Annotated in this window: 29 protein-coding genes; 11 read left to right on the top strand and 18 right to left on the bottom strand. The window is 72.3% G+C overall.

The window, feature by feature from the left end; all coding sequences use genetic code 11:
• Window positions 1-2: 2 nt before the first annotated feature.
• Both ACWGR4_RS19690 and ACWGR4_RS19685 read left to right on the top strand, forming a co-directional pair.
• Complete coding sequence (locus tag ACWGR4_RS19690; RefSeq protein WP_452130650.1) at window positions 3-1079, top strand: ABC transporter permease; 1077 nt, start codon at window positions 3-5, stop codon at window positions 1077-1079.
• 116 nt (window positions 1080-1195) lie between these two features.
• Window positions 1196-1888 carry an ABC transporter ATP-binding protein gene (locus ACWGR4_RS19685; RefSeq protein WP_380011119.1) on the top strand — a complete coding sequence of 231 codons (693 nt, stop codon included), beginning with the start codon at window positions 1196-1198 and terminating at the stop codon, window positions 1886-1888.
• Between the two features lie 33 nt (window positions 1889-1921).
• Here the strand turns inward: ACWGR4_RS19685 and ACWGR4_RS19680 are convergent, their stop codons facing one another.
• The 3 genes from ACWGR4_RS19680 to ACWGR4_RS19670 form a co-directional block, all read right to left on the bottom strand.
• Complete coding sequence (locus tag ACWGR4_RS19680) at window positions 1922-2884, bottom strand: exonuclease domain-containing protein (protein ID WP_452130651.1); 963 nt, start codon at window positions 2882-2884, stop codon at window positions 1922-1924.
• A 53-nt stretch (window positions 2885-2937) separates the two neighbouring features.
• The gene (locus ACWGR4_RS19675) at window positions 2938-3621 is read right to left on the bottom strand and encodes a YidC/Oxa1 family membrane protein insertase (protein ID WP_452130652.1); all 684 of its coding nucleotides are present in this window, start codon (window positions 3619-3621) and stop codon (window positions 2938-2940) included.
• 130 nt (window positions 3622-3751) lie between these two features.
• Window positions 3752-4078, bottom strand: a complete 327-nt coding sequence (locus ACWGR4_RS19670) for a DUF6412 domain-containing protein (RefSeq protein ID WP_452130653.1) — start codon at window positions 4076-4078, stop codon at window positions 3752-3754.
• 97 nt (window positions 4079-4175) lie between these two features.
• Between ACWGR4_RS19670 and ACWGR4_RS19665 the strand changes: the two genes are divergently transcribed.
• On the top strand, window positions 4176-5387 hold the full coding sequence (locus ACWGR4_RS19665) for a hypothetical protein (RefSeq protein WP_452130654.1): 1212 nt from the start codon (window positions 4176-4178) through the stop codon (window positions 5385-5387).
• A gap of 206 nt (window positions 5388-5593) precedes the next feature.
• On the opposite strand, the gene ACWGR4_RS19660 is transcribed toward ACWGR4_RS19665, so the two are convergent.
• Window positions 5594-6643, bottom strand: a complete 1050-nt coding sequence (locus ACWGR4_RS19660) for a response regulator (RefSeq protein WP_452130655.1) — start codon at window positions 6641-6643, stop codon at window positions 5594-5596.
• 891 nt (window positions 6644-7534) lie between these two features.
• Window positions 7535-8140, bottom strand: coding sequence for a TetR/AcrR family transcriptional regulator (locus ACWGR4_RS19655; RefSeq protein ID WP_380011137.1), 606 nt, complete (start codon window positions 8138-8140; stop codon window positions 7535-7537).
• 244 nt (window positions 8141-8384) lie between these two features.
• Here ACWGR4_RS19655 and ACWGR4_RS19650 point away from each other — a divergent pair, with 244 nt between their 5' ends.
• The 5 genes from ACWGR4_RS19650 (at window position 8385) to ACWGR4_RS19630 (ending at window position 13780) form a co-directional block, all read left to right on the top strand.
• The gene (locus ACWGR4_RS19650; protein WP_380011140.1) at window positions 8385-9182 is read left to right on the top strand and encodes an acetoacetate decarboxylase family protein; all 798 of its coding nucleotides are present in this window, start codon (window positions 8385-8387) and stop codon (window positions 9180-9182) included.
• A gap of 58 nt (window positions 9183-9240) precedes the next feature.
• A complete protein-coding gene (locus ACWGR4_RS19645; protein ID WP_452130656.1) occupies window positions 9241-10131 on the top strand; it encodes an SDR family NAD(P)-dependent oxidoreductase in 891 nt (296 codons plus the stop codon).
• Window positions 10132-10137: 6 nt separating this feature from the next.
• The gene (locus ACWGR4_RS19640; RefSeq protein WP_452130657.1) at window positions 10138-11520 is read left to right on the top strand and encodes an amidohydrolase family protein; all 1383 of its coding nucleotides are present in this window, start codon (window positions 10138-10140) and stop codon (window positions 11518-11520) included.
• Window positions 11521-11526: 6 nt separating this feature from the next.
• A complete protein-coding gene (locus ACWGR4_RS19635; protein ID WP_380011149.1) occupies window positions 11527-12813 on the top strand; it encodes an amidohydrolase family protein in 1287 nt (428 codons plus the stop codon).
• Between the two features lie 163 nt (window positions 12814-12976).
• The gene (locus tag ACWGR4_RS19630) at window positions 12977-13780 is read left to right on the top strand and encodes an SAM-dependent methyltransferase (protein WP_380011152.1); all 804 of its coding nucleotides are present in this window, start codon (window positions 12977-12979) and stop codon (window positions 13778-13780) included.
• Here ACWGR4_RS19630 and ACWGR4_RS19625 read toward each other — a convergent pair.
• From ACWGR4_RS19625 to ACWGR4_RS19610, 4 genes are all read right to left on the bottom strand, one after another.
• The gene (locus tag ACWGR4_RS19625) at window positions 13750-14187 is read right to left on the bottom strand and encodes a nuclear transport factor 2 family protein (protein WP_380011155.1); all 438 of its coding nucleotides are present in this window, start codon (window positions 14185-14187) and stop codon (window positions 13750-13752) included. The two genes, ACWGR4_RS19630 and ACWGR4_RS19625, sit on opposite strands and share 31 nt — an antisense overlap.
• 53 nt (window positions 14188-14240) lie before the next feature.
• On the bottom strand, window positions 14241-15518 hold the full coding sequence (locus ACWGR4_RS19620) for an MFS transporter (protein ID WP_452130658.1): 1278 nt from the start codon (window positions 15516-15518) through the stop codon (window positions 14241-14243).
• A 63-nt stretch (window positions 15519-15581) separates the two neighbouring features.
• Window positions 15582-16316, bottom strand: coding sequence for a hypothetical protein (locus ACWGR4_RS19615; RefSeq protein ID WP_380011161.1), 735 nt, complete (start codon window positions 16314-16316; stop codon window positions 15582-15584).
• A gap of 262 nt (window positions 16317-16578) precedes the next feature.
• Window positions 16579-17154 (bottom strand): TetR/AcrR family transcriptional regulator, encoded by a 576-nt coding sequence (locus ACWGR4_RS19610; RefSeq protein ID WP_452130659.1) that lies wholly within the window; start codon window positions 17152-17154, stop codon window positions 16579-16581.
• Window positions 17155-17254: 100 nt separating this feature from the next.
• On the opposite strand from ACWGR4_RS19610, the gene ACWGR4_RS19605 reads away from it, so the two are divergent.
• Entirely contained in the window at window positions 17255-18172 is a 918-nt protein-coding gene (locus ACWGR4_RS19605) for a zinc-binding dehydrogenase (RefSeq protein WP_452130660.1), read from the top strand.
• Between the two features lie 36 nt (window positions 18173-18208).
• Here the strand turns inward: ACWGR4_RS19605 and ACWGR4_RS19600 are convergent, their stop codons facing one another.
• Both ACWGR4_RS19600 and ACWGR4_RS19595 read right to left on the bottom strand, forming a co-directional pair.
• Complete coding sequence (locus tag ACWGR4_RS19600; protein WP_380011170.1) at window positions 18209-19843, bottom strand: serine/threonine-protein kinase; 1635 nt, start codon at window positions 19841-19843, stop codon at window positions 18209-18211.
• Window positions 19840-20520, bottom strand: coding sequence for a hypothetical protein (locus tag ACWGR4_RS19595; protein ID WP_452130661.1), 681 nt, complete (start codon window positions 20518-20520; stop codon window positions 19840-19842). Before ACWGR4_RS19595 ends, ACWGR4_RS19600 begins: the two co-directional genes overlap by 4 nt.
• A 341-nt stretch (window positions 20521-20861) precedes the next feature.
• On the opposite strand from ACWGR4_RS19595, the gene ACWGR4_RS19590 reads away from it, so the two are divergent.
• On the top strand, window positions 20862-21665 hold the full coding sequence (locus tag ACWGR4_RS19590) for an SURF1 family cytochrome oxidase biogenesis protein (protein ID WP_452130662.1): 804 nt from the start codon (window positions 20862-20864) through the stop codon (window positions 21663-21665).
• 18 nt (window positions 21666-21683) lie between these two features.
• Here the strand turns inward: ACWGR4_RS19590 and ACWGR4_RS19585 are convergent, their stop codons facing one another.
• On the bottom strand, window positions 21684-22442 hold the full coding sequence (locus ACWGR4_RS19585; protein WP_452130663.1) for an SIR2 family NAD-dependent protein deacylase: 759 nt from the start codon (window positions 22440-22442) through the stop codon (window positions 21684-21686).
• An 82-nt stretch (window positions 22443-22524) separates the two neighbouring features.
• Here ACWGR4_RS19585 and ACWGR4_RS19580 point away from each other — a divergent pair, with 82 nt between their 5' ends.
• A complete protein-coding gene (locus tag ACWGR4_RS19580) occupies window positions 22525-23286 on the top strand; it encodes an SDR family oxidoreductase (RefSeq protein ID WP_452130664.1) in 762 nt (253 codons plus the stop codon).
• Between the two features lie 515 nt (window positions 23287-23801).
• Here the strand turns inward: ACWGR4_RS19580 and ACWGR4_RS19575 are convergent.
• The 6 genes from ACWGR4_RS19575 to ACWGR4_RS19550 form a co-directional block, all read right to left on the bottom strand.
• Window positions 23802-24437: a hypothetical protein gene (locus ACWGR4_RS19575; RefSeq protein ID WP_395788810.1), complete on the bottom strand. Its 636-nt coding sequence runs from the start codon at window positions 24435-24437 to the stop codon at window positions 23802-23804.
• Between the two features lie 4 nt (window positions 24438-24441).
• Complete coding sequence (locus tag ACWGR4_RS19570) at window positions 24442-25059, bottom strand: DUF6286 domain-containing protein (protein WP_380011188.1); 618 nt, start codon at window positions 25057-25059, stop codon at window positions 24442-24444.
• Window positions 25056-25412 carry an Asp23/Gls24 family envelope stress response protein gene (locus ACWGR4_RS19565; protein ID WP_126641336.1) on the bottom strand — a complete coding sequence of 119 codons (357 nt, stop codon included), beginning with the start codon at window positions 25410-25412 and terminating at the stop codon, window positions 25056-25058. The genes ACWGR4_RS19570 and ACWGR4_RS19565 overlap by 4 nt, the downstream gene beginning before the upstream one ends.
• A complete protein-coding gene (locus tag ACWGR4_RS19560; protein ID WP_078977717.1) occupies window positions 25412-25594 on the bottom strand; it encodes a hypothetical protein in 183 nt (60 codons plus the stop codon). The genes ACWGR4_RS19565 and ACWGR4_RS19560 overlap by 1 nt, the downstream gene beginning before the upstream one ends.
• Before the next feature lie 126 nt (window positions 25595-25720).
• The gene (locus ACWGR4_RS19555) at window positions 25721-25999 is read right to left on the bottom strand and encodes a hypothetical protein (RefSeq protein ID WP_380011192.1); all 279 of its coding nucleotides are present in this window, start codon (window positions 25997-25999) and stop codon (window positions 25721-25723) included.
• Window positions 25996-26487 (bottom strand): Asp23/Gls24 family envelope stress response protein, encoded by a 492-nt coding sequence (locus tag ACWGR4_RS19550; protein WP_380011195.1) that lies wholly within the window; start codon window positions 26485-26487, stop codon window positions 25996-25998. Before ACWGR4_RS19550 ends, ACWGR4_RS19555 begins: the two co-directional genes overlap by 4 nt.
• Between the last annotated feature and the right edge of the window lie 228 nt (window positions 26488-26715).

The following is a 26715-nucleotide window of genomic DNA, read 5'->3' as shown; positions in this document are numbered from 1 at the left end:
TTGTGTTCGTAGCGTTGCGGGACCTCGTGTTCGCCCGGGGGCGGTTCGCCCTGATGATCGTCACCGTGGTGCTGGTCACCGCGCTGGTCGGGTTGGTGTCCGGGCTGACCGTGGGGCTGGGGCGGGCCAATACGTCGGCGATCGACGCGCTGCCGGCCGATCGGCTCGCGTTCGCCGCGCCCGCCCCCGGACAGGGTGTCTCGTTCGCCGACTCGACCGTGGAGCAGGCGCAGTGGCAGCGCTGGGCGGAGCAGCCCGGGGTGCGCTCGGCCGCGCCGCTCGGCATCGCGATGACCCGGCTCGGGGTCGGTACGCGGACCACCGCCGCGGCGGCGTTCGGCGTGGAGCCGGGCGGGCCGATGGCCCCCGCCGGGCTGGCCCCCGGGACGGTGGTGTTGTCCCGGGGCCTGGCCGACGAGCTGCGCGTACGGGTCGGCGAGCGGCTGACCGTGGGCGCGGACACCGTGCTGACCGTCGCCGCCGTGGTGTCGGGATCCTCGTACAGCCACGCGCCGGTCGCGTGGACCACCCTCGCCGACTGGCAACCGCTGCGCCCGGGACCGCGGCGCGGCGGCCCGCACGCGACGGTGATCGTGCTCGACCTGGCCGGCGGGCACACCGGGGCGGCGGACCGGGCGATCGGCACGCGCAGCACCTCGATCGGCGACGCCCGGAAGGCGATCGGGTCGTACACCGCCGAGAACGGCTCGCTGCAGCTGATGCGCGGGTTCCTGTTCGCCATCTCGGCGCTCGTGGTCGGCGCGTTCTTCACCGTCTGGACCATCCAGCGGGCGGGCGACGTGGCGGTACTCAAGGCCCTCGGCGCACCCACCGGCTACCTGCTGCGCGACGCGCTCGGCCAGGCGTTCCTGGTGCTGCTCGCGGGCACCACCGTCGGCATCGGCGTCGCCGCGCTGTTCGGCGCGGTCGCACCGGCGGGGGTGCCGTACGTGGTGGACGCCTCGACCACGGTCCTGCCGGGGGCGGTGTTGATCCTGCTCGGCATGGTCGGCGCGGGACTCGCGGTGCGTCGGGTGACCTCGGTCGACCCGCACACCGCGCTCGGCGGGATCCGGTGAGGTGTACGGCGATGAACCACCCACCGATGAACCACCCACCGATGAACCGCACGGCGAGGAACCACACGGCCATGGCCCCGCAGCCCGATTCCCCCACGCCCGAGAAGAGGCCCGCCATGCACCCGTCCCCCGGCCTGGAACTCGCCGACGTGACGCTCACCTATCCCGACGGCGACGGTCGGCTGACCGCGCTGGACCGGGTCTCGCTGGCGGTGCCGCCCGGGACGTTGACCGCCGTGGTCGGGCCGTCGGGGTCCGGCAAGTCGAGCCTGCTCGCCGTCGCCGCCACGCTGACCACGCCGGACACGGGCCGCGTGTCGATCGCCGGCCTGGACGCGGTGGCCCTGCGGCCGGCCGAGCGGGCCCGATTGCGCCGGAGCACCATCGGGATCGTGTTCCAACAGCCGAACCTGCTCGCCTCGTTGACGTGTGTCGAGCAGCTTCAGGTGATGGCGCACCTGGCCGGCGGCAGTGCGCGCAAGGCCCGCGCCCGGGCGCTGGAACTGCTCGACCGGGTCGGCCTCGCGGACCGGGCGGAGCATCGCCCGCACCGGCTCTCCGGCGGCCAGCGGCAGCGGGTGAACATCGCCCGGGCGCTGATGCACGAGCCGAGCGTGCTCCTGGTCGACGAACCCACCGGCGCGCTGGACCACGAACGCGGCGCGGCGATCGTGGCGTTGCTCGCCGACCTGACCCGCACGAGCGGCGCGGCCACGGTCCTGGTCACCCACGACCGCAGCCACCTGCCGCACGCGGACCGGGCGGTGGAACTGATCGACGGCCGGCTGCGCGCGCTCGCGACGGCGTAGCGCCCGGTGCCGGGCGGCTTCGTGCGCCGCCGGCTACTCCCCCGCCTCCGGCCGCCACGCGCTCGACCCGGACAGGCTCGGCTCCGCGTCCGCCGCCCGCCACGCGCTCGATCCGCCGGTGGTGCCCGGCAGGCTCGGCGAGCCCGGCCCGTCCGGACCGCCGGGAATCACCGGCCAGTTCGGATCGACGACCGCGCCGCCGCCGTCCGGGTTGCGCCGGTCGAAGTAGCTCTGCAGCGAGGCCGCCTGCTCCGCGTACCACTGCACCTGCTTCTCGTGCAGCGTGCGCAGCGAGTCGGCGGCCAACTCCGGGAAACGCGCGCCCAGATCCTGCGCGAGCAGCAGGCATGCCAGCGCGTCGCCGTCGGCGGTGTGCGCGTCGGTGAGCACCACCTCGTAGAACGCGCTGGTGGCCGCGAGGGTGCGCTTGCCCTTGCGGTAGCGGTCGAGCTGCTTGTCGATCACCAACGGGTCGATGATCGGTGCGGTGTACGGGAGTTGCGGCAGATTGTGGCGGTGCAGCTCGGCCTGCAGGATGGTCAGGTCGAACGGCGCGTTGTAGATCGCGATCGGGGTGCCGGCGGCCAGGTATTCGGCCATCGCCTCGCCGATCTCGGCCAGGCACAGGGCGGGTTGCCGTCCCTCGGCCCGGGCGCGCACGGTGTCGATCCCGTGGATCGCGGTCGCCTCGGCGGGAATCTCCCGCTCCCCCGGGTCGATCAACCACGACCGCCGGGTGCCGGTCGAGTCCACCAGGGCGGCGGTGACGATGAAATCGGTCAGCGGATCGACTCCGGACGTCTCCACGTCGAACGCGGCCATCGGCCCCCGGTGCCAGCCGTCGTGATTGCCGCGCGGCGGCGCGGCGGGCTTCGGCTCGCCGCAATCGGCGCAGTACGTAACCCACTTGCCGTCCCGGCGGATCAACAGCCCGTCGCCGGCCTTGACATAGGTCGTGCACGTGGCACAGGTCGCGCCGAACTTGTTCGTTGCCATGGGGTGCCCTTTTCCGATCGCGGATCAGATTCACGTCGTCACTGCCCGAAACGCTAGTGCCCGGGTACGACGCGATCCGCACGAGCCGTCGCCAGTCGGCGCAACAGCGGCCGCTCGGCGGTGGTCCACGCGGTGCTCGTGAGCAGGTACAGGCCGACCGCGAGCGGCACGAACGCGGCGGTCAGGACCGTGGCGAAGGGCATCCACCGCAGCAGGGCGGGGGTGTTCGGCACCGCGGCGGCCCGGCGGTACTGGAGCCACGCCACGCCCGCGATCAGCGCGGTCAGGGCGAGCAGTACGGGCGTATGCGGCCCGCCGAGGCCGGCCACCGGGTGCAGGCCGAGCGGCGCGCCCGCGAGGGTGTGGCCGAGGAGGTCGCGGTCGCCGTCGAAGAGCCGGTAGGTCAGGAACAGGAACGGCAGTCCGGCCAGGGCCGGGAGTACGCCGGCGAACATCGAGGTACCGGATCGCCGGTGCAGCGCGCCGAGTTCGCGGGCGAGCCGCTGCGGATCCCGGGCATACCTCCGGCGCAGCCGCTCGACCTGCGGGGCGAGCCGGACGCGGGCCACCTCGGCGCGGGCCTGGGCGTAGGCCGGCGGGACGAGGGCGAGCCGGACACACGCGGTGAACACGACCACGGCGCCGGCCACCGAGCCGGTGCCGAGCAGCGGCGCGAGCGCGTCGGCGAGGGTGAGCAGGGCGTCGTGCGCGACGCCGAGGACGGGGATGCCGAACATGGGAAGGGCCTTCCGTGACGCGGGAATCGGGATGCGTCGGGCGGCCGTGCCGAAATCACCGGACCGGGATCGGGATCGGAAGCGCAAGCGTGACCGGGTGCAGGAGCGGGTGCGCGGGCCGGCGCCGGAGCTACGCGATGCCGAAGCGGTCGGGTCGGCGGTGGGCCGCCGGGCCCGTTCCCGGCGCTCGGGGCCGTGCTCGACCCGGCCCGTCGGGGTCGCGCGAGGGCAGGAAGGCCAGCCGGTCGGCCTGTCTGCGCAGCGCCGCGCCGCGCACCTGCGCCCACTCGGCGGAGGGCGCCCAGGCCGCGGCGGCACCGGCCAGCGCGAGGACGACGGTCATCGCGACGGCGACCAGGGCGGGCAACGCCCCGTCCACGAACAGCCCGAGGCCGATCAGCACGAGCAACGCCGCGAGCGGCGATGTCGACGCGGTGATCCGACCCTGGCGATACATGCACATCATCCTATTCCGCCCGACCGCCCCACACGCAGCCCCGAGCCGACGAATTCCGCCCGCTCCGACGGCGGGCGGGTGTGCCAGGATGACCCCCGTGCGCGTGCTGCTAGGGGACGGCTTCGGGGTGACGTCACGTCAGATCGCGGTGGCGGTCGGGCGATCGGGGCACGAGCCGGCGGTGTTGGCGCCGCCCGGTCGGCCGATCCCGGGTCGCCCCCGGTCGGTGACGAGGGTGTACGAGGTGCCCGCCTTCGGCACGGATCCGTGGGCTTGGCTGGCCCGGGCGGAAGCGGTGCTCGGGGCCGAGCCGTACGACGTGCTGCTGCCCACCGACGAGCACGTCGCGGTGCTGGCCCGGGCCCCGGAGCGGATCACCGCGCACAAAGTGGCCCTGGCCGTACCGTCGTTCGCCGCGCTGCGCCGCGTCGCGGACCGCGCCTCGGCGGCAATTACGCTGACCGAGATCGGCATGCCGCAGCCCGCCGGGACGGTGGTGGTGCACACCGCCGAGGAACTGCGCCAGGTCGCCGACCCGCCGCTCTACGTCAAGACCCTGCTCGGCTCGCATCGGGTCGAACGGCGCGAACAACTGCTGCACCTGGCCGACGAGTTGGACCGCGCCGGCGCGTTCGTGGACGGCGCCGGGGTGCTGGTGCAGGAGCCCGCGGCGGGTCCGGTCCTGTCCGCCCAGGCGGTGTTCGAGCACGGCCGACTGGTCGCGGTGCACGCGTACGAGCATCTGCACGGCCCGGCGGTGCGGCGCAGCGTGGTCGCCCCCGACATCCGCGAACAGGTGGCCATGCTCGGCGGCCACCTCGGCTGGCACGGCGCCCTGTCCCTGGACGCCGTGCGCACCACGTCGGGCCCGGCCTGGCTGGACGTCCGCCCCCATCTGGCCGAACCGGGCAACGCCGCCGCGAGCGGCACGGACCTGGTCGCCGCGCTGATCGCGGTCTCCCGGGGCGAAACGCCACCCTCGATGCCATGGGGCCGCCCCGACGTCCGCACCCGCCAGGCCCACGCGGGCGTATGGACCGCCGCCCGAGCCGGCCGCCGCCGCGCCGCACGGGAAATACTCCGCATCGCACTACGCCTCGAGCCCTACCGCGACACCGCGGAAGAATCCCTGAGCCTGCGCCGGGAACCCCGCCGAATCCCCGGCGCCCTGTGGTCCGCCACCATCGCCCTCACGTTCCCCACACACACCCTCACCCGCATCACCCACCAGGAATCCCAATCCACCCTGACCCCCACCACCTGGCGCCGAATCCTCGCCGGCCCACCCCCACCCACCCCCGAACCCTGAACCTCACCCACACACAACGCGGGACGTCGGCGGCCCGCTACAAACGAATGCGCCACCCCGGAACCCCACCCCACAAATCCCGCGACCCCCTCGATGCACGCGGACAGCCCGGCCGCTGCTGTTCCTGGATCCGGAGGATCGGCGCCATCATGGCCGCCTTCCGACCCGCAGCCTCCCCGGACGAATTGCGCTTCGAGTACCCCGAGTCACAGGCCTGTGCCGCGCTCGCGGCGTTCGAGATGGATCTCGATGAACACGGCAACCTTGGCCCGGAGCGCCCACGGGTCAAAGGGCTTGACGATGTAGTCGACAGCTCCCGCCGAGTAGCCGCGGATCGAATGTGCGGCATCGAGACCCATCGCGGTCAAAAAAATAATGGGGATGCTGCGCGTTCGGGACCGTCGTTTGATGTGGGCCGCGGTCTCGTACCCGTCCATGCCCGGCATCTGCACGTCGAGGATGATCACCGCGAAGTCGTCGTGGTCGAGCAGGGCCTTGAGCGCCTCATGCCCCGACCTGACGGAGACCACGTCATAACCCGGCGCGGCGACGACCTCCTCCAGCGCCAGGAGGTTGTTCGGCTGGTCGTCGACCAGCAGTATCTTGGGTTGTGCCCCGCCGGTCGGATCCGCAGGGCGCGGCCAATTCCGTTCCAACGCGGCAAGTTGCCGTTCCAGCATGTCGCAACGTGCCTCGGCGTCCATCCCCCGGCGTCGGGCGGTTTCCAACTCGGCCGACAGCCTGCCCACCTGCATCGCGAGCACGTCATGCTCCGATTCGAGGACGGTGTGGTGTGGAGGCGGCTCCGATCCGACCCAGGTCGCCTCAAGCCGCGTCAGCCGCGTCTCGAGTTCGACTATTCGGTGACTGCGGTCGAGGAGGGCGTCGCCGATCACCCCCTCCTCCACGGTCGAACGACGGGCGTCCAACTCGGCTTCCGCGAGTTGCAGTTCGAGAGCGGCCTTGACCGGGCCGGCCGCTACTCCGCTGTGTCGCAGCGCTGCCCGATGAAGGCGTCGCACGCGCGCGACCTCGTCCGGAGACAGCGGCTGTTCCTGACACTCGCCGACATCGTCCAGAAGTTCGGCGACGAACTTCCACGGCGGAATGCGTGCGCCGCTGAGGAACCGGGAGATGCTCCCGGCGTCGCGGAAGCGCTGTGCGCCGTAGCCGCGAACGGAGATGTCCAGCAAGCCGAACAGGTGCCGGAGTGCCTCGACGAAGTCGCGGCACTCCTTGGTGATTCCTGCGTCCAAGGGGCGGAGTGATCCCATACGATCCCTCGTCAGTCGCGGACGGAAGGCAGGCGAGTCGGTTCCCCGGTCGGGTTCCCCGCGACAGGAGTGGAGCACCCGTGCCCCGGACCGACGATGCGGTCGAAGAAACCCACCGCAAACCCGAACACCGTGGCGCCATAGAGCACCGACTGCGAGTGGCCGGAGCCGGACATCGCGGTCAGTACACCACCCCCGGCGCCGGTCAACCCCGCAAGGAGGAAGACGAGGGCTGCCCGGAGGGATAACAAAGGATGGGTCATGTTCTCTTCTCGGTCCGTCGACGTGCGCGGCCGGACCTTGCCGGATGCCGCGCCTGAGGACACGATTCTCGATCGGCCGCCGCATGTTGCAGGCCCCGCAACGGAGTTCGGCCAACGTTCGGCAACGAGCCGGCAACACCCCGACGGTGCCGCACCGTACGCCGATTCCCTGCTCAGGCGCCCAGCCACACCTCGGGCACACCTGAAGCGCCGCTCGCACCTTCGCCGAGTCGTACCCGCCAGTCACCGAGACACGGTCCTTCTCGATCGTGGGCCCGGGTTCGACCCGTCGTCGTGTCCAGGTTCAGGGGACGGATTGCAGATGGGTCGAGGCTAGCCGAGCAGAATCGGCCCGCGCGGCAGAAGAACGGCAAACGCCGGACATCTGCACCAACCGCCGGCCGGCCGTCTTCGAGCGGATCCGGGCTTACGGGACGGCCCGAGGAGCGGGTGTGGGCGCGCCGTGGCTCGCCGATCTCGGCGAGGCGCGAACTCCTGTACAACGCGATGCGTCCGGAAAGGCTCGCCAGACCGCGCCGGACGGGTGATGGCGCCGGGGTGATCCACGCCCCCGGGTACGGCTCGGCCCAGGTTCCGCCGCGCGGGCCGCTCACCCCAGCAGCGACTCCACCAGCGCTCGGACCGACAGCACGAACAGTCGGTCGCCGTCGGTGACGTTGTTCAGGCTGTCCGCCAGTTCCGGGTCGTCGTGGGCCAGCTCGGCTCGCCACTCGTCCACCGCCGGCGGTTCGGCCGCGCTGTTCTCCAGGGCCCGCTCCAGCATCACGAAGCCGGCGACCTGGTACTGCACCGCCTGGACCGCCTCGCCCGCCCGCGCGCCCCGCAGGCCGGCCGCCGTCATCTCGTGCACCAGCGCCTTGCGGGCGGGCAACATCATCAGTGACTCCAGGCCGCGCTCGCGGACCAGGCCGACCAGGTGCGGGCGCTCCAGGATCATCCGCCGGGTCGATCGCGCGATCGAGACGACCCGCTCGACCGGCGTGCTCCCGTCCACCGAGATCGCGCCCATCTCCGCGATCACCCGATCCACCAGTTGGTCGACCAGCACGTCGCGGTTGCCCACGTGCCAGTAGATCGAGGTGACCGCCACGCCCAACTCGGCGGCCAGTTTGCGCATGCTGAGGTTCTCGATACCGGATTCCATGACGAGACGCATGGCGGTGTCGAGCACGGTGTCTCGCGTGATCCTGTCCATCACGTCCCATTCTCGCGCCCCGGGCCGCCGGCCCGATACACGGTCAACCGGGCCGCAGGTCTTTACCTCGCCGACCCACCGGTGTAACAGTGTTACAGAGCAACCGGCACCACTGCGCACGAGATCGCGACAACGGGGGTCGACGACCCGCGCGCAGCCCTCGCACGAGCACCCGAGCACCCGAGCACCGAGCACAGGCGCAAGCACACGCACGAGCACGGCACGAGCGGAAGAGGTGAGGTACGTGGCACGCATTCGGTACGGCGCCCGGCCGGCGGAGGCGCTGAAGAAGTCCTCCCGGGAACGGTCCAGCCTTCCGGAGATCTGGTCCACCGGCGTGATGGCGATCTGGGAGACCGACCCCGAGGTGATCGCGGCCGTACTGCCGCCGCCGCTGGTGCCCGCCGACCGGCCGCTGGTCCGGGCGAACATCTCCGGCTGCGACATCAACGGCTACCCGCTCGGCGCGGGCGCGATCGCGGTGCGCTGCAAGCACGGCGACATCGAGGGCGACTACACGCTGACCATGCCGATGACCACCGAGCGTGCCGTGATCGGCGGCCGGGAGGTGTTCGGCGAGCCGAAGAAGCTGGCCGACGTCAAGGTCGAGCGCGACGGCGACTCCGTCGTGGCCACCGTGAACCGGATGGGCGTCACCTACATCGAGGTCCGCGGCACGGTCGGCGAGGAACTGCCGCTGCCCGAGCCCCGGCAGACGCTCAGCTTCTACTACAAGTTCCTGCCCGCCGTGGACGGCGACGGCTTCGACGCAGACCCGCTCCTGGTCCACGTCACCCGCAACGAGCGCACCCGCAGCGCACACACCGTGACCGGCGAGGTGATCCTGCGCGACTCGGACTTCGATCCCGTCGCCGACCTCCCGGTCCGCAGGCTGATCTCGATCACCCTCAGCGAGCGCACCTCCGACCAGCAGGGTTTCGTCGCCGAGCGGGTCAAGGCCGACCTGGTGCTGCCGTACATCCACCAGCGCTACGACGACGTGCAGCAGATCACCGACGACCCGCCGCCCGCCACGAAGTAGCACGCCGCAGACACGGCAACGGCAGCGACGACAAACAGACGACAAGGGAACGGGACACATGCTGCAGGAATTCGACGGCAGAGTCGCCGTCGTCACCGGCGCCGCGAGCGGCATCGGGCTCGCGATGGCCGAACGGTTCGCCGCCGAGGGCATGAAGGTCGTGCTCGGCGACATCGAACAGGGCGCGCTGGACAAGGCGGTCGTGCGGATCACCGATGCGGGCGGACAGGCGTTCGGACACGTGGTGGACGTGTCGGTGCGCGAATCCGTATTCGCGCTGGCCGACGCCGCGTTCGAACACTTCGGCGCGGTGGACGTGTTGTGCAACAACGCGGGGATCGGGTCCGGCTCCGAGGGCAAGATGTGGGAGCACGACCCCAAGGACTGGGACTGGTGCTTCGCCGTCAACGTGTTCGGCGTCTTCAACGGCATCCAGGCGTTCGTCCCGAGGATGCTCGCGCAGGACACCCCCGGGCACATCGTCAACACCTCCTCCGGCGACGGCGGCATCGCCCCGCTGCCGAACGCTTCGGTATACGCCACCACCAAGGCCGCCGTGGTCACCATGACCGAGGCGCTGTACGCGCAACTGGGCCAGGTACGCGCCAAGTTGGGCGCGTCCGTGCTGTTCCCGGGACCGAAGATGTTGCGTACCGGCCTGTGGGAGTCGTACCGCAACCGACCCGAGCGCTTCGCCAAGTCGGTACCGCGCAAGACTCCCTACAACACGCTCGACGCGTGGGAGAAGGCGATGCGCGACGCGGGGCGGGAGATCGAGTTCACCCCGGTCGAGTCGGTCGCTGCCGACGTGCTCGACGGCATCCGGGAGAACCGGTTCTGGATCCTGCCCGCGAGCGAGCACAGCGACGCCCAGATCACCGCACGGTCGCGCAGCATGCTCGACCGCAGCAACCCCTCGTACCTCGAGACCTTCGTCCTGGACAAGTGAGCGACGATGACTGAGCAAGCGACGACCGAGCAGACGACACCCGAGCAGACGACCGAACACATCGGGCAGCGCGACAACGCCGAACTCACCACCCCCTACACGATCATCTCCTCGGACACCCACGCCGGCCTGCCCACGGAGCTGTATCGCGACTACCTCGCCACGAAGCACCACGCGGCGTTCGACCAATTCATGTCCGAGCGCGAGGCGCAACTCAAGGCGATCACCGATCTGGGCGTGCGCAACGAGGACTTCGCGGCGAACTGGTTCGAGACCAACGAGGAGGTGCTGCGCAGCGGTTGGGAAGTGGACCGGCGCGACCTGGAGTTGGACAAGGACGGCGTGGTCGGCGAGGTGATCTTCCCGGACGCCGACGCGGTCGAGTCGCGTACGTGTGTGCCGTTCGGCGCGGGCCTGGGCCTGTCCGGTGACCTGGATCCCGAACTGGGCCTGGCCGGCGCGCAGGCGCACAACCGCTGGCTGGCCGAGTTGTGCAAGACCAGCCCGGAGCGGCGGCGCGGGGTCGCGCTGATCCCGATCACCGCGGCTTTGGACGACGTACTCAAGGAGATCCGCCGGATCAAGGCCGACGGCCTGGGCGCGGTGATGATCCCGGCGATGTGGATGAACCAGACGCCGTACCACGACCGCAGGTATGACCCGGTGTGGGCGCTGTGCGAGGAGCTGGAGCTGCCGGTGGTCACCCACTCGGGTCCGGCCGACCGCGAGGCGTATGGGAACCACCTGGGCATCTACGTCACCGAGGTCACCTGGTGGCCGTCCCGGCCGCTGTGGTTCCTGCTGTGGTCCGGCGTGTTCGAGCGGTTCCCGAGGTTGCGGTTCGGGGTGACCGAGGCGGGCTGCTGGTGGGTGGGCAACCTGCTGTGGTTCACCGACCGGCTGCTGCTCGGCTCGCGTGGCGCGGCCAAGTTGGCCGGGTTCGAGGAGATCAAGCTGCTCCCGAGCGAGTACTTCGACCGCAACTGCTTCATCGGCGCCTCGAACACCAAGCGCCGCGAGATCGGCATGCGCTACGAGATCGGCATCGGCAACATCTGCTGGGGTAACGATTTCCCGCATCCGGAAGGCACCTGGCCGGAGACGCTGAACATCCTGCGCAAGACGTTCTCCGACGTGCCGATCGCCGAGACGCGCGTGATGCTCGGCGAGGCGGTCGCGGATGTGTACGGCTTCGACCTGGCCGCGCTGAAGCCGCACGCCGAGCGGGTCGGGGTCACCCCCGCGACACTCGGCCAGGTGAACGCGGACGGTTCGGCGAAGGACCTGACGACCAAGTGGGCCGCCGCCGCCGAGATCGGCCGGCACTGGCTCACCGGACACGACACGGGCGCCGCGATCAACCCGAACGCGCCGGCCCAGGAGGTCTGATCCCCGATGACCGAGCGCACCACCCCGCCCGCCGTCCCGGGCGGCCCCCCGTTCACCGATCTGCCCGAGCGATACACGGTGATCTCGGCCGACTGCCACGGCGGCGGCGAGATCCACGGCTATCGCGACTACCTGCCGGCCCGTCTGCACGCCGAGTTCGACGCGTGGGTGGCCGGCTACGAGATCCCGTACCCGGACCTGAAGGGCGATCTGGGTCCGCGCAACTGGGACTCCGATCGACGGCTGCGCGACCTGGAGGCGGACGGGGTGGTCGCGGAGGTGATCTTCCCGAACACCGTGCCGCCGTTCTTCCCCAAGCCGTCGCTGACCGACCAGCCGCCCGCCGCGAACGCCGGTGACCTGGCGCTGCGTTGGGAGGGGCTGAAGGCGCACAACCGTTGGATGGTCGACTTCTGCGCGGCGGCTCCCGGACGCCGCGCGGGCATCGTCCAGATCATGCTGCACGACATCCCGGCGGCGGTGGAGGAGATCCGCTGGGCCAAGGAGGCGGGGCTCACCGGCGGCGTGCTGCTGCCCGGCACCCCGCCCGGCTCCGGCCTGGTGCCGATGTTCGACTACGCGCACTACGAGCCGCTGTGGCGGGTGTGCGAGGAGTTGGGCATGCCGCTCAACCACCACACCGGCTCGGCGGCGCCGCCGGCCGGGGACACCGACGTGGACAAGGTGGTGTTCCTGACCGAGGTGTCCTGGTGGGCGCACCGCGCGTTCACCCACCTGGTGGTCTCCGGCGCGATGGACCGCCATCCGGATCTCCAGTTCGTCTTCACCGAGCAGGGCACCGCCTGGATCCCGGAGGAGACCCGGCGGCTGGACTACTACTGGCACCGGATGAGCACCGCGGTCGGCTCCCAGGAGTACGAGTGGGGCAGCGAACTGGTCGGCCGGATGGCGCTCAAGCCCAGCGAGTACTGGGCCCGGCAGTGCCACGTCGGGGCCAGCTTCCAGCGTCCCGCCGAGGCCAAGCTGCGCTACCAGGTGGGCGTGGACCGGGTCATGTGGGGCAGCGACTACCCGCACAAGGAGGCCAGCCACCCGTTCAGCCGCGAGGCGCTCCAGCTCACTTACAACGGCATCGACCCGGTCGAGGTCGCGGCCATGGTCGGCGGCAACGCGGCGAAGCTGTACGGCTTCGACCTCGACGCGCTGGCCCCGATCGCGGCCCGGGTGGGCCCGAGGGTCGAGCAGGTCTGGGCACCGCTCGCGCCGGAGGACATCCCGGTCGGCGCGGACAAGTGCCCGGCGTTCGTCGGGGTGACCGGCGTCAAGCCGTAGGGCCGGTCGAGCCGGGTCGGCGCCGGCCGAGGCTGTCGGTGGCGGGAGTGGAACCCTCGTTCCGCTCCCGCCGCCGGGGGTGTGACGCCTTGCACAGGGCTTCGTACCGGCGGGCGGGCGATTTTTCCGGTGAATCGTGTCGGCACGGCTTAGAGTCCGAGCCATGACTCGACCGGACTGGGCTCCAGAGCACATCGACATCACGCGCGCCAGCGTCGCCCGCGTCTACGACTACGCGCTCGGCGGCGCGCACAACTTCGCGGTCGACCGCGAGGCCGCGGAGCTGGTCACCCAGGCGATGCCCGAGTTGCGCGACGTGCTGCGCGGAAACCGGGTCTTCCTCACCCGCGCCGTCCACCACCTGTTGGACCTGGGCATCCGGCAGTTCCTCGATCTGGGCTCGGGCATCCCGACCGTGGGCAATGTGCACGAGATCGCACACAAGGCCGACCCGGACGCGCGTGTGGTGTACGTGGACAACGACCCGGTCGCGGTCGCGCACAGCCAACTGCTGCTCGCGGACAACCCGAACGCGACCGTGGTGGGCGCCGACCTGACCGATCCGGCCAAGGTGATCGACTCGCCCGAGGTGCGCAAGCTGATCGACTTCTCCCAGCCGGTCGGCGTGCTGATCGTGTCGGTGCTGCACTTCCTGCCGGACGAGGCGGACCCCGTCGGCGTGGTGCGCCAGTACATGGACGCCACCGTCCCCGGCAGCCACCTGGCCCTGTCCCACGCGCACCGCAGCGAGGAGCGCCCGGCCGGGATGGACCGCGCGCTCAGCGAGTACTCGTCCAACGTGCAGCAGATGCACGCCCGTTCGCACGACGGGATCCTGGCCATCTTCGGCGGACTGGAACTGCTGCCCGCCCGCCTGGTTCCGGTCGACGTGTGGGGCCCCGAGGGCCCGCTCGGCGACCCGGCGGTGAAGCTGCCTCAGCTGGCGGGCGTCGCGGTCAAGGCCTGAGCGGCCGGCACCGGGTTGTAGAACTCGCGCTGCCCGACCACCAGACCGTCCCGAAAGGTCAGCACCGCGATGTAGGTGTTGGCGTAGGGCCGGTCCGTGGTCCGGGCCCGACCCGTCCCGGTGAACTCGACGATCACGGTGTCCGGGTCCACGCAGTCGTGGACCCGGGTCACCGTCAGGCTCAGCTCGAAGACGCCGAGCGCGATGGCGAGGTAGGTCTCCACCGCGGCCCGGCCCTCGATCCGCACCGGCGGCGCGGCGTAGGGGAATTCGAGCACGACGTCGGGGTGGTAGCAGGCCACCTGGGCGGCGCGGTCGCCGGCGCCGACGGCGGCGAGCAGCCGTTCGGCGACGCGGGTGTGGTGCGCGCGGCGTGCCTCGGCCGGTTCGGTCGAATGCGTGGTCATGGCCGCACCCTGGCGCAGATCGGCCCGCGATGGAAGATCGCCTCCGCGTGGGATCAGGCCGCGGCGGGCTCACCGTCCGTGACGGGCACCACGTTCGTCTCGGGCAGCAGGAGCAGGCAGGTCGCGCTCACCGTCGCCGCGCCCGCCAGATAGGCCGCGACGCCCCACGGTGTGCCGTCGCCTCGGGCCAGTTCGGTGGCCACCATCGGGGTCAGCGCGCCGCCGAGCACCCCGCCCAGGTTGTACGCGGTGGACGCGCCGGTACACCGCACCCGCGGCTCGAACAGCTCGGACAGGTACGCCCCGACCACCGAGAACATCGCCATGAACGCGACCAGCGTGCCCAGGCATCCCAGGGTCATCCACATCGGCTCGCCGGTGGCCAGCAGGCCGAGCATCGGGAACGCCCACAGGCCCATCCCCGCGCAGCCCACCAGGCACATCGGCTTGCGCCCGTACCGATCGCCCACCACGGCGAACAGCGGGGTGACCAGGGCCATCCCGGACACCGCGATCATGATGCAGGCCAGCATCGTGGTGCGGCCCACCGTCGGCCGGTCGTCGGCGTACTGCAGGGACCACGTGGTGGTCAGGTAGAAGCCCACGTAGCCGCAGGCCAGCGCCCCCGCGGCGAGCAGGACCAGGCGCCAGTGCCCGCGCAGGACCTCGGCGACCGGACTCGCCGAGGTCTCGTTGCCGGCCACCAGCGCCCGAAACGCGGGCGTCTCCTCGACCGAGGCGCGCAGCAGCAGCCCGCCGGTCGCAAGCACCCCGGCGAACAGGAACGGCACCCGCCAGCCCCACGCGTGGAACTGCGCGTCGGTCAGCGACCCGGACAGGATCAACATCAGCCCGTTGGCGAGCAGGAACCCGATCGAGGGGCCGGCCTGGGGAATCCCGGCCCACAACGCCCGCCGCCCCGGCGGTGCGTGCTCGGCGGCCAGCAACACCGCGCCGCCCCACTCGCCGCCCACCCCGAAGCCCTGGCAGAACCGAAACACCACCAGCAGGATCGGCGCGGCCACGCCGATCCGCTCGTAGGTCGGCAGCAGCCCGACCAGCACGGTGGCCACACCGGTCAGGACGAGCGACACCACCAGGACCGGCCGCCGCCCGCGCCGATCGCCCAGGCGCCCGAACACCACCGCACCCAGCGGGCGCGCGACGAACCCGACCGCGTAGGTCGCGAACGCGGCGAGGGTGCCGGCGATCGGCGAGAAGCCGGGAAAGAACAGCGGCCCGAGCACCAGGGCGGCGGCGGTGCCGTAGACGAAGAAGTCGTAGAACTCGATCGCGGTACCGACGAAGGACGCCGCCGCGATCCGGACCATGGAGACATTTCGAGTCACACCCCGCCCAACGACCGGGTGGGGACGTGGTCACCCACGCGGCGGTCACCCGTCCGGCGCGGTCTGGCGAGCCTTTCCGGAGGAGTCGCGTTGTACAGGAGTTCGCGCCTCGCCGAGATCGGCGAGCCACGGCGCACCCGCGTCGTCGCCCACGTGGCCGAGGGACCAGGCCGGGTTCTGGCACATCGCGGTTTGCACGATCTGGGTGCCCGGCAGGGTGATCGGCCAGCACAGCAGGTGTCCGGCCAGCCACCAGAACTTGCCGAGCACCGCCACCGAGAGATCGTCCTCGCCCGGCGGCCGATCACGGTACTCGTGCCGGTACCAGGTGCGCACCACCTGCGGCCAGCTCTGCTCGGCGATCACCGTGCCGTCCCGATCGCGCAGCGGCCCGTTGCGGAACTGCACGTCCCGCGCGATCCGATGGGTCACCCGCAGGCCCAGCGCGCGGCGCACCGGGGTGAGCAGGATCGTCACGCCACCGCACACCGACCACGTGAGCATCGACGGCCACAGGCCGAAGACCAGGAACAACACCGCACCGGCAACACCCAGCGGCAGCCCCACCGCCCGCGCCGCGACCGGTTCCGCGTAGACCTTCAGCGGCGTGATCGGGACCCGGAAGACCGTGTCGGGCGTGGTGCCGTAGCGCGACTCGTCGAAGTCGAGCGCGCGCGCCCGACGATAGGTCCGGGTCTGGAACCAGGGCAGCGCCAGAGACGACACCGCGCCGGCCACACCGACCACAAACCAGGGCAGGGACACATCGTGAAGCTCCATCGCCACGTCACCCCTCCGCGCGTCGATGTCTCCACGGTCGCCCATGACGGCCCGCTACGGAAGACCACGATGTCGGACAAGTGGCAGAAAATATGCCCTCCACCCCCGCGCGCGTCGGACGATCACCGTGCAGCCGCTCGACGCCGGCGGGATGTGGGCGATGCCGGCCGATCGCGCGAGCCGTCGCGCCGCCGGGCCGGTCCTACCCCTGAACCGCCCTACCGCCGTGGGGCGTTGAGCGCGATCGGTGGTGTGGCGCCCCTCAGGCCCGGCGCAGCAGTGCCATGGCCAGCGCCTGGACGGAGCGGGTGAAGTGGCGGGGGTCGTCGGGTGGGGTGGTGTGGCGGATCAGGTCGCCGTCGAAGAGCGCGAGCAGGGCGTGGGCCAGGAAGTCGGCGTCGAGGTCGGGGCGGCCGTCGGTGAACAGGGCGGCGAGGTGGTGGTGCCAGAACCGGTAGCTGGGATCGCCGTACCGGTCCTCGGCGCAGGCCTGTCCGTGTGCCGACAGCAGGGTGGCGTTGCCCTCGGCGATCGCGCCGAGCCCGTCGAGGAAGGCGAGCATGCGCTCCGGTGCGGGCGCGCCCGGTCCCAGCGGCGGGGGGCCGTTCCCGACCGCGTCGCGCAACTCCCGGGACCGCTCCTCCAGCAGCGCCTGCAACAGCCCGGCGCGGTTGCCGAAGCGCCGGAACACGGTGCCCTTCCCGACTCCGGCCAGCGCGGCGACCCGGTCGAGCGACACGTGGTCCCCGCCGCCCTCGGCCAAGAGCTGCTCGGTCGCGCGCAGCACGGCACGGCGGTTACGCGCCGCGTCGGCGCGCTCGGCGCGCTGTTCGCTCATCGGCATCTCCCGGCTGGACGGACCGTCGGTCCGCATATTAGCGTGGAGATAAGCGGACCGACGGTCCGTGTAATCCACGACTTCTGGGGGACTCATGGTCATGCGCGCGCTCGTCGTCGATCCCGACGCTTCGGGATCACTGCGTCTCGGGTCGGCCCCGGAGCCCCACCCCGCACCACACCAACTGGTGATCGCCGTCCGGCACATCTCGCTCAACCGCGGCGAGGTGGCGTTCGCCGGACGCCTTCCGGCCGGGACCGTGCACGGCTACGACGCCGCCGGTGTCGTCGTACGGGCCGCCGCGGACGGCACCGGGCCGGCCGTGGGCGCCGAGGTCGCCGCGTTCGGCGCCGGCGCCTGGGCCGAGCGCATGGTCGTGGACACCACCGCCGTGGCCGAGCTGCCGGCCGGGGTCGACCTCGCCGACGCCGCCGCGCTGCCGATGGCCGGCATCACCGCGCTGCGCACCCTGCGCATCCGCTCCGTTCTGGGCCGACGGGTACTGGTCACCGGCGCGGCCGGCGGCGTCGGCCGCTACGCGGTCCAACTCGCGGCCCTGGGCGGCGCCCACGTGATCGCCTCGGTCGGATCGCCGACCCGCGCCGCCGGCCTGGCCGAACTGGGCGCGCACCAGGTCGTGGTCGGCCTCGCCGGCATCGACCGACCGGTGGACCTCGTCCTCGACACCGTCGGCGGCCCGCAGCTGGTCGCGGCCTGGGACCTGCTCGCGCCGGGCGGGAGTGTGCAGAACATCGGCTGGGCCTGCGACGAACCGGCGGTGTTCGCGCCGTACTCGCTGTTCTCCATCGGGCCGGCCAAGACCATGAGCACATTCGGCGACGTCCACGACGTCGGCCCGGACCTGGCGACGCTCCTGGACTTCGTGGCGGCGGGCCGGCTCGCCCCGGAGGTGGACCGGCGCGATTCCTGGGAGCGGGTCGCCGAAGCCGCCCGGGCCCTCCTCGACCGGCGCATCGCAGGCAAGGTGGTCCTCGACGTGGAGCCGACCGCCGCCTGACCCGTCGCGGCGGCTCGGCGGCGGCTCGACAACGGCTCAGCGGCGGCGATACCCCGAGGCGCCGTGGATCCGGGCCAGGTGTTGCCGCAACGTGGCCACACGCGGGTGTTGCGGGCCCAACCGGTGCTCCTGTTCGGCGAGCAGCGGGACCAGCACACTCTCCGACCGGTACGGGTCGCCCAGCGCGGCGAGCAGCAGCCCGATGCGCTCGCGCAGGTCGAAGCCCTGGTACACGTCGGCATCCGGGACCCGGCGGTGCAGGTCGAGCAGGCGCCGGTACTCGCCGAGCGCGGCGGGCAGTTCGCCCAACTCCTCCAGGCACGCGGCGACCTGCCTGCCGTACTCCATCGCCTCCGCGTCGGCCGGCCCACCCGTGGCCGCGAACACGCTCGCGATGTATCGCAGTTCCGGCAGCGCGCGGCGGAACTGCCGGTCCGCGAGCAGCGTGTCGGCGAGCGCCTGGCGCAGGCCCAGGACGAGCGGATCGTGCTCACCGTGCCGGGCGACGGCCACCGGCAGCGCGGCGCCGAGCACGTCCACGGCCTGGGTCAGCGCACCCTCGCCGAGCAGCCGGTTGGCCTCGTCGAGCGCACTGCCCACATCCGGTGTGGGCGGCGCCGCCGAGGGCACCGCGGCCCAGGCCGGATCCGTCCTGGGCGCGTACGCGGCCGGCCCCGCGCTCATCCCCCACGACGCGGCCGGCGCGGCCGGGGTCGGCGCGTGCACCGGCGCGGGCACCCCCGGCAGCGGTTGCGGCGCCGCCGGGAAGCGCAGCGGCCGGGTCGGGTCCATCGGCGCGGTCGGGGCCGGCGCCGCGCTCGCGTCGCCCGTGGGCGCGGGCAGCAGCGGGGCCAGCCGCCGATACACCTCCTGCGCGTTCGCCGGCCGCTGATCGGGCTGCTTGCCGAGCAGGTCCAGGACCAGCCGATCCAGGCCGGCGGGCAGCCCCGGCCGCCGTGCGCTCGGCGGTTCGGGTGCGGTGTTCAGGTGCCCCAGCATCACCGAGGCCATCGTCGGCCCGGCGAACGGCGCGCGGCCGACCAGCATTTCGTACAGCAGGCAGCCCAGCGCGTACAGGTCGGTGCGCGGCTCGACGATGCCGTTCATCTGTTCGGGCGCCATGTACGCGGGCGACCCCGGCATCGCGCCGGTCGTGGTGAGCTTGGTCGACTCCGGATCGAGCACCGCGGCCACGCCCAGGTCGAGCACCTTGACCGTGCCGTCGCGCCGCACCATCACGTTGCGCGGCTTCAGGTCGCGGTGCACCACCGGCACCGCGTGCACCGCGGCCAGCACCGAACAGATCTGCGCGGCCACCGCAACCGCCCACTCCCACGGCAGCGGCCGATGCTCGGCGATCAGGTCGGCCAGGTCGCAACCGTCGAGCAGTTGCATCACCAGGTACAACTCGCCCGCGTCCGCGCCGCCGTCGAACACGGTGACCAGACCGGGGTGGTCGATGCCGGCGGTGACCCGGCACTCGCGCAGGAAGCGGCGTTCCATCGCGCCGCGCTCGCCGCCGGTGTCCACGAGGTCCGTGCGCAGGAGTTTGACCGCGACCCGGCGCTGGAGGGTGCGGTCGTACGCCTTCCAGACCTGGCCCATGCCGCCTCGGCCGATCGCCGCGGACAGCTCGTAGCGGTCCGCGATCACCCGGCCCGGCGCACTCATCGAGGCCCGCCGGGGTTGCCGCCGTCCTGTTCGCGCAGCCGTTCGCTGAGCCCCTGGAGCCGGGCCCGGGCCCGGGCGGCGGGATCGTCGACGGCGGGCGGCGGCCCGGCCGCGGGCGGCGCGACCGGCGGGGGCGCGACCGGCGCGATGTGCGGGCGTACCGCCGGCCCGGGGTGAGGGTAGCCCGGCAGCACCGGCCGCGGCAACGGCTGCGACACCGGTTGCGGCGGGAGGCCCACCCCCGCGTGCGCCCCCGCCCAGGGCGCGTATCCGGCCTGCCGCGGCGGCAGTTGCCCCCGCATCGCGCGCGCCCACCGGGCCGACCGCACACACCACCAGACCGGCATGGCCACCATCAGCACGAGCAGCATGATCGCCCCGACGTCGTCCAGGATCGTCTGCGGCGCGGGTCCGCCCACCGCCTCGCGTGCGGCCTTCTCGTCCTCGGTCTCGCTGCCCACGATCAGACAGACGAAGGCCAGGATCAGGAACACCACGCTGAGCGTGAGGACCACCCAGTCCCAGCGCCGACGGGTGCGAACTCCCGCCACCAGCGGGGCGATCCACCCCAGCATGCCGATCGAGGCGAACGCGACGACGGCGATCCCGATGAGTCCGACCCAGTGACCGGCGGTGCCGCGTCGCCCGGGCACGGGATCGCGCGAGGGACCTTCCATGCTGTGTGACTCCCGAGGCTGGATGTCTCCCGAGCCGGCGGCGCGATGCCGCGTCCGCACCGTGGCCCGTCGGGGCCTGCGGGCGAGGCTTCCGGAGACGGCGTGCGGGCAGCCTATCGGCGGGGACCCCCGGCCGGCGGCCGACCCGGACACCCCGCCCGTTTCGTCGCCGACCCCGCGCCGGGCGACGCACATGACGCGACAGGGCAACGCACACGACGCGACGGCACGACGCGCCGAGACCACACGACGCGCCGACGCGCCCCACACAAGACGGAAACCGCGACCCCGACCCCCACCCGGCGAAACGCGGCGCGCATGACGAGGGGTACCGTGCCGGTGTGTACCGCTTCCTGCTGACCCCGCGCTGGATCGCGATGGCGCTGCTCGTCGCCGTGCTGATCCCCATCATGGTCGAGCTCGGCTTCTGGCAGTTCCACCGGCACGAGAACAAGGTCGCGCACAACGACCTGATCAGTGCCAACGTCGACCGCAAGCCCGTGCCCGCCGAGGAGATCCTCGCGGTGGGGCGCAAGCTGCCGGGCGATCTCCAGTGGCGCCGGGTCACGCTGACCGGCAGGTACGACACCGACCACGAACTGCTCGTGCGCAACCGGTCCCAGGACGGCGTGCCCGGCTACTACGTGCTCACCCCGCTGGTCGGCGCCGACGGGCGCACCCTCCTGGTCGACCGCGGCTGGGTGAAGAACCCGCCGCAGGCCGCCGACCGACCCGACGTACCGCCGGCGCCGACCGGCCAGGTCACGGTGACCGGCCGGCTGCGCCCGGACGAGACCCGCAAGGACTCCGGCATTCGCGGCCAGACGGCGATCGAGGGCCAGGTGTTGCGGATCTCCGGCTTCGAACTGGGCCCGAAGGTGCCGCACCCGCTGTTCGGCGGCTACGTCGAACTGACCGAGCAGACCCCGATGCCGGCCAGGGCCCCCGCGCTGATCCCGGAGCCGGACGACGAGGACCTGGGCCCGCACCTGGCCTACGCGGTGCAGTGGTGGATCTTCGCGTTCGCGCTGCTCGCGATGTTCGTCAAGCTGATCCGGAGCGAGGCCCGGGAGCTGGAGGCCGAACTGGCCGCGCTCGACGAGGCCGACCCGGCGGACGAGCACGAGGAAGCCGCGAAGGTCTGACCCCGGCTCCCCCGCCGCTCACAACCCCTCGACCAGCTCCGGCAACACCTCGCCGATCGGCTCCCGGATCACCGCGTCGGCGATCGAGTCGTAGGGCGTCTCCCCCGCGTTGACGATCACCAGGCGGGCCCCCGAATCCCGCGCCACCCGGCACAACGACGCGGCCGGCTCCACCTGGAGCGAGGTGCCGATGGCCAGGAACAGATCACCGATCTGCGCGGCGATCGCGGCCCGCTCCAGCACCCCGTGGTCGAGCCCCTGGCCGAACATGATCGTCGCGGTCTTCTGGATCCCGCCGCACTGCAGGCAGCGCGGGTCGTCCTCGCCCATCTCGACCCGCTCCAGGGCGGCGTCCAGCGTGGTGCGCGTGTCGCAGTCGGTGCACAGGACGTAGAACATCGTGCCGTGCAGCTCGATGATCTTCTCCGGGGAAGTGCCGGCCCGCCGGTGCAGCCCGTCCACGTTCTGCGTGATCAACGCGTTGAGCCGACCGGCCCGTTCCAGCGCGACCAGCGCGGCGTGTCCCGCGTTCGGCCCGGCCAGTCGCGCGGGGTTGTCCCGGCGCAGCAGCCACGAGCGACGGCGGATGTCCTCGTCGGCCATGTAGTAGCCGTAGGTGACCAACTTCTCGGCGTCGGGATCCTTGGTCCACACGCCCTGCGGCCCCCGGTAGTCGGGGATCCCGGAGTCGGTCGAGATGCCCGCTCCGGTCAGCACGGTGACGCCGTCCTCGGCCGCCGCGATCCACTTCCGCACGAGGTCGATCTGTTCGGTCATGGCACCGAGGGTAGCGACCCGGCCGAAGCGACGGCCTGTCATTTACCGGGCTCCGGGGCCGGTAGCGGGCAGGATGGGTGGCATGGATCTTGGACTTCGCGATCGTGTGTATCTGGTCACCGGCGGCACCCGCGGCCTCGGCTTCGCCACCGCCCGAGCGCTGGTGGACGACGGCGCCCGGGTGGTGGTCTCCGGGCGGGACGAAAAGCGCGCGGCGGAGGCCGTGGCCGCGCTGGGCGGTCCCGAGCGGGCGCTGGGCATCGCCGCCGACAACGGGGACAGCGGCACGGCCGAACGCCTCGTCGCCGCCGCGCTGGCCCGCTTCGAGCGGCTGGACGGCGCACTGGTGAGCGTGGGCGGCCCGCCGGCCGGCACGATCGGCGCGGTCGACGACGATCAGTGGCGGGAGTCGTTCGAGTCGGTCTTCCTGGGCGCGGTACGGCTGGCCCGGGCCACCTCGGCGGCGCTGCACGCGGGCGGCGCGATCGGCTTCGTGCTCTCCTCGTCGGCGCGTCAGCCGGTTCCCGGGCTTGGCATCTCCAACGGCCTGCGGCCCGGCCTGGCCGGGGTGGCCAAGTCCCTCGCCGACGAGCTGGGCCCGCGCGGCATCCGGGTGTTCGGCCTGCTGCCGGGCCGGATCGACACCGACCGGGTCCGCGAGCTGGACGACCTCAGCGGCGACGCGGAGGCCACCCGGGCCCGGCAGAGCGAGGCCATCCCGCTGGGCCGCTACGGCGCCCCGGAGGAGTTCGGCCGAGTGGCCGCCTTCGCCCTCTCCCCGGCGGCGTCCTACCTGAGCGGCCTGCTGATCCCGATCGACGGCGGCCTGGCCCGTTCGCTTTGACCCCGACCCCGACCCCGGCCCGAGCCGACGCCGGGGCGTACACACCGGCCTGCGGCCCGTCGGTAGGCACACGACCCCAACGCGGCACGCCGCCCGGAGCAGCCCGCGGACCGGCGGCGGCGCCACCCCGGAGGCGGCGCCGCAAGCCGGGCGAGGCTCGCGGGCCGAAGACGGCGCACGAGCCGACCCGGCGCGTGGGCCCGGCCCTGAGCGGCGCGCAAACCGAACGACGCGCATAGCCGGAAGCCCGCGCACAAGCCGAACGCGCCACGCAAGCCGAGAACAGCACACCGACCCAACGCGCCCACAGACCCAAGACGCCACCCCAACCCGACACCACACCCGGATCCCGACCGCGCAGCCGAACGCGGCACACGAGCCGAAAATGGCACATCGGCCAGAGGCAGCCCGCATCAGCCGGAGGCAGCCGCATCAGCCGGACGCAGCCGGCGAGTCGGAGGCCGTCCGAGAGCCGAGGTGCGGGCCGGGGGTGACGTTCCCGGCCCGTGCCCCGGTCAGTCCAGGTGTCGCTTCGGCAGCCCTCGGCTGGTCCGCAGCGTGAGCACCGTGGGCAGCGTCTCCAGGCCCACCGCCTCGCGCGCGTTGGGCAACACCCGGTCGCGCACCGCGCCGAGCAGTTCGCGCGGTTCGGCCCCCGGCTCGGCCCGGACCAGCACCTGCAACGTGGGCCCGTGCCGCCGGCGCACCAGATGCGCGGTGACGTGCTCCACGCCCGCCACGTAGGCCAAGTCGTCCTCGATCGCGTCGGCCAGCGCGTTGCCCGAGACGGTCAGCGTGTCCGCCTCGTCGCCGACCATGCCGAACCCGGTGCCGAGCCCCGACGGGCCCTCGCCGGCGTGGTCGCTCGTGTCGTGCACCCGCACCGACCGCACCGGACGCCGCCCCACCTGGGCCAGCAGCCACCACAGCGCGAGCACCAGGATCAGCCCCGGCACTCCGAAGGCGACCCACCACCACCAGCCGTGGTCGGTCAGCCGCTCGGCCTGACTCGCGGTGATGAACGGCTTGTCCGCGGTGTGCAGCAGGTCGGGGTACCAGCCCCGACCGCGCGCGGCGACGGCGAGCCCGCCGACGATCAGGACCAGCCCGGCCAGGAACAGCAGGATCCGGTTGCAGACCGTGCGCATCATCGCCTCACCTCCCGCTCACGGGCTGAAGGCGCAGGTCCACGCGTGGCACCCGGGCCAGCGTGAGCGCGTTCGCGCGTTCCTCCAGGCGTTCGATCAACTCGTCGTGCAGATCGTCCGGATCACGGAAGTGGTAGTCCACCCGCAGTACCGCCTTGCGCCGCCCCATCCGCACCCGCGCGTCCAACACGCCCGAGGAGGCCAGCGCGGTGTGCCGCAGGAACGAGGCGGCGGTACGCCGGGTCATGTAGACGGTCATCCCGCCGCCGGGCGAGCGCAGTCGCAGCAGCGCACGCCGTCCGGGGGTGAGCGCGAGCACGATCAGCCACAGGCCCACCGCGGCGGCGATCGCCCCGGCGGCGATGGTCCAGCCGTCGCGCCACACGTGCGTCTGGGCCCGCTCCAACAGGTCCCGCGACCAGCGCGGCGCCCGATCGATCCGGGCCGTCACGCCGATGTACAGCGCGGTGCCCGCGATGCCGCCCACGACCAGCGCCACCAGCGCGGCCGGCAGCCCCCGCGTCGACCAGGCCCGGCGCACCTTCGCGCCGTCGCCCCAGTCGTCGTCGGCCGCCAGGGCCGTCGAGCCGTCGGCCTGCGCCTCCGGCGAAGCCTCCAGGCTCACTGCACTCTCCTCTTGCCGTGCCCCCCACGGGTCAACCGGGCCACCGTCACGTCCACCCGCACCACGGGCATCCCGGTCAGGTACTCCACGTCGGCGCGCACCCGTTGCCGGATGGTCCGGGCGATCTCGACCACCGGGCCGGGATAGGGCACGTCCACGTCGAGGTTCACCGTCGCGTGGTCGTGGTGCATCGTGGCGCCCGCCCTCGGGGCGCGCAGCACGGTGTCCGGGGCGGCCTCGGTGGTGGCCTCACGCGCCGCGCGCGCGGCGATCTTCTCCACCACCCGTCCGCCGATCTGCAGTACTCCGCGGTGCGCGGCCGGCGCCAGGCCCTCCGCCGGTACCGCGCGCATCAGCGGCGCCGATTGCGCGAGCTGAACAGCTCACCGAGATCCAGGTCACCGTCCAGGAAGCGGCCGACCAGGAAGCCGACCACCCCGAGGGCGGCGACCAGGAGAAAGGCCCCGAACCCGCCCAGCGCGGCGGCCAGGCCGAGGGCCATGCCGACCAACAGGCCGACCATGGGTGTAGTCATTGGCGAACGACTCCTCACTGAACCGACCATTGGTTGTTGCCGAGTTGCCGACCCCTGTCGGGCCGAATGCCGCGGAGGTGTCCTGCCGCGGAGCTGTCCGGAATCCATCGGTGCCGCGCCCGCCCGCTACTCGACACGCGGGTTGTTGCGCCGCCGATGGCGCTCCGTCAACTGCCGCCAGAGCCGGCCCGGCAAGCGGCCGCGGCGGTAGACCGTAGTCTCCGCCGCGGCCCCCGAACGGATCGGCGCGGGTGGTCCCGCCGCGTCGATCAGCGCCCTGAAACGTTCGAGTCCGGCGACGAACTCCGCCGGGTCACCCCCACGATCGGGGTGACTCGTGCGGATGAATTCCCGGTATTCGCGCAGCAGTTGTCGCCGCTCGTCGTCGCCGGGCGCACGCGTCACTGAAGCTGGCGCTCCTTGGAGTCGTCGCCGTCGTAGTCGATGTGGATGTCGTCCACCGCGATGTTGACTTCGACCACCTCGAGCGCGGTCATCCGCTCGACGGAGTCGATGACATTCTCCCGGACGGCCTGCGCCAATTCGGCGATGGGCACGCCGTAATCCACGACGATGTTGAGATCCACGGCACACTGCCGCTCGCCCACCTCGACGCTGACGCCCTGGGCCACGTTGGGCTTGCCCCCCGGAATGCGCTGACGCACCGCGCCGAACGCCCGGGCCGCGCCGCCGCCGAGCGCGTACACGCCCGGGATCTGCCGGGCCGCGATGCCCGCGATCTTGGCCACCACGCCGTCCGCGATCGACGTGCGTCCCTTGTCGGTGGCCAGCTTGACGACCTCCGTGGAACGAGCGCCGTTGCCCACCGAACGCTCTTCGTCCTTCTGGAGCGCCTGCGTGCCGGTCTTGCCCTGGGTCGTTGTGTCCGCCATCGGCGCACTTCCTTCCTCGACTGGCTGCGAATGCCCGAAACCCTGCGACCGGAACCCCACTCGGTCCCGCCTGTCATCGGTGCCCCTTGCCGGGTTCACCACACCTGTACGACACACACACCGGGCGAACGTCACGCGTCGATCGGAGGATGTTTCGCGGAATCCGACGCTATCCCGCCGGGGCGGTCGCGGGCACGTACCCAACGCGCGGCCCGCCGTTCGGGTGGC

It is taken from the genome of Embleya sp. NPDC055664, from assembly GCF_053618075.1.
Note: the sequence above shows the minus strand (reverse complement) of the source record. Positions and strands in the feature narration are given on the sequence as shown.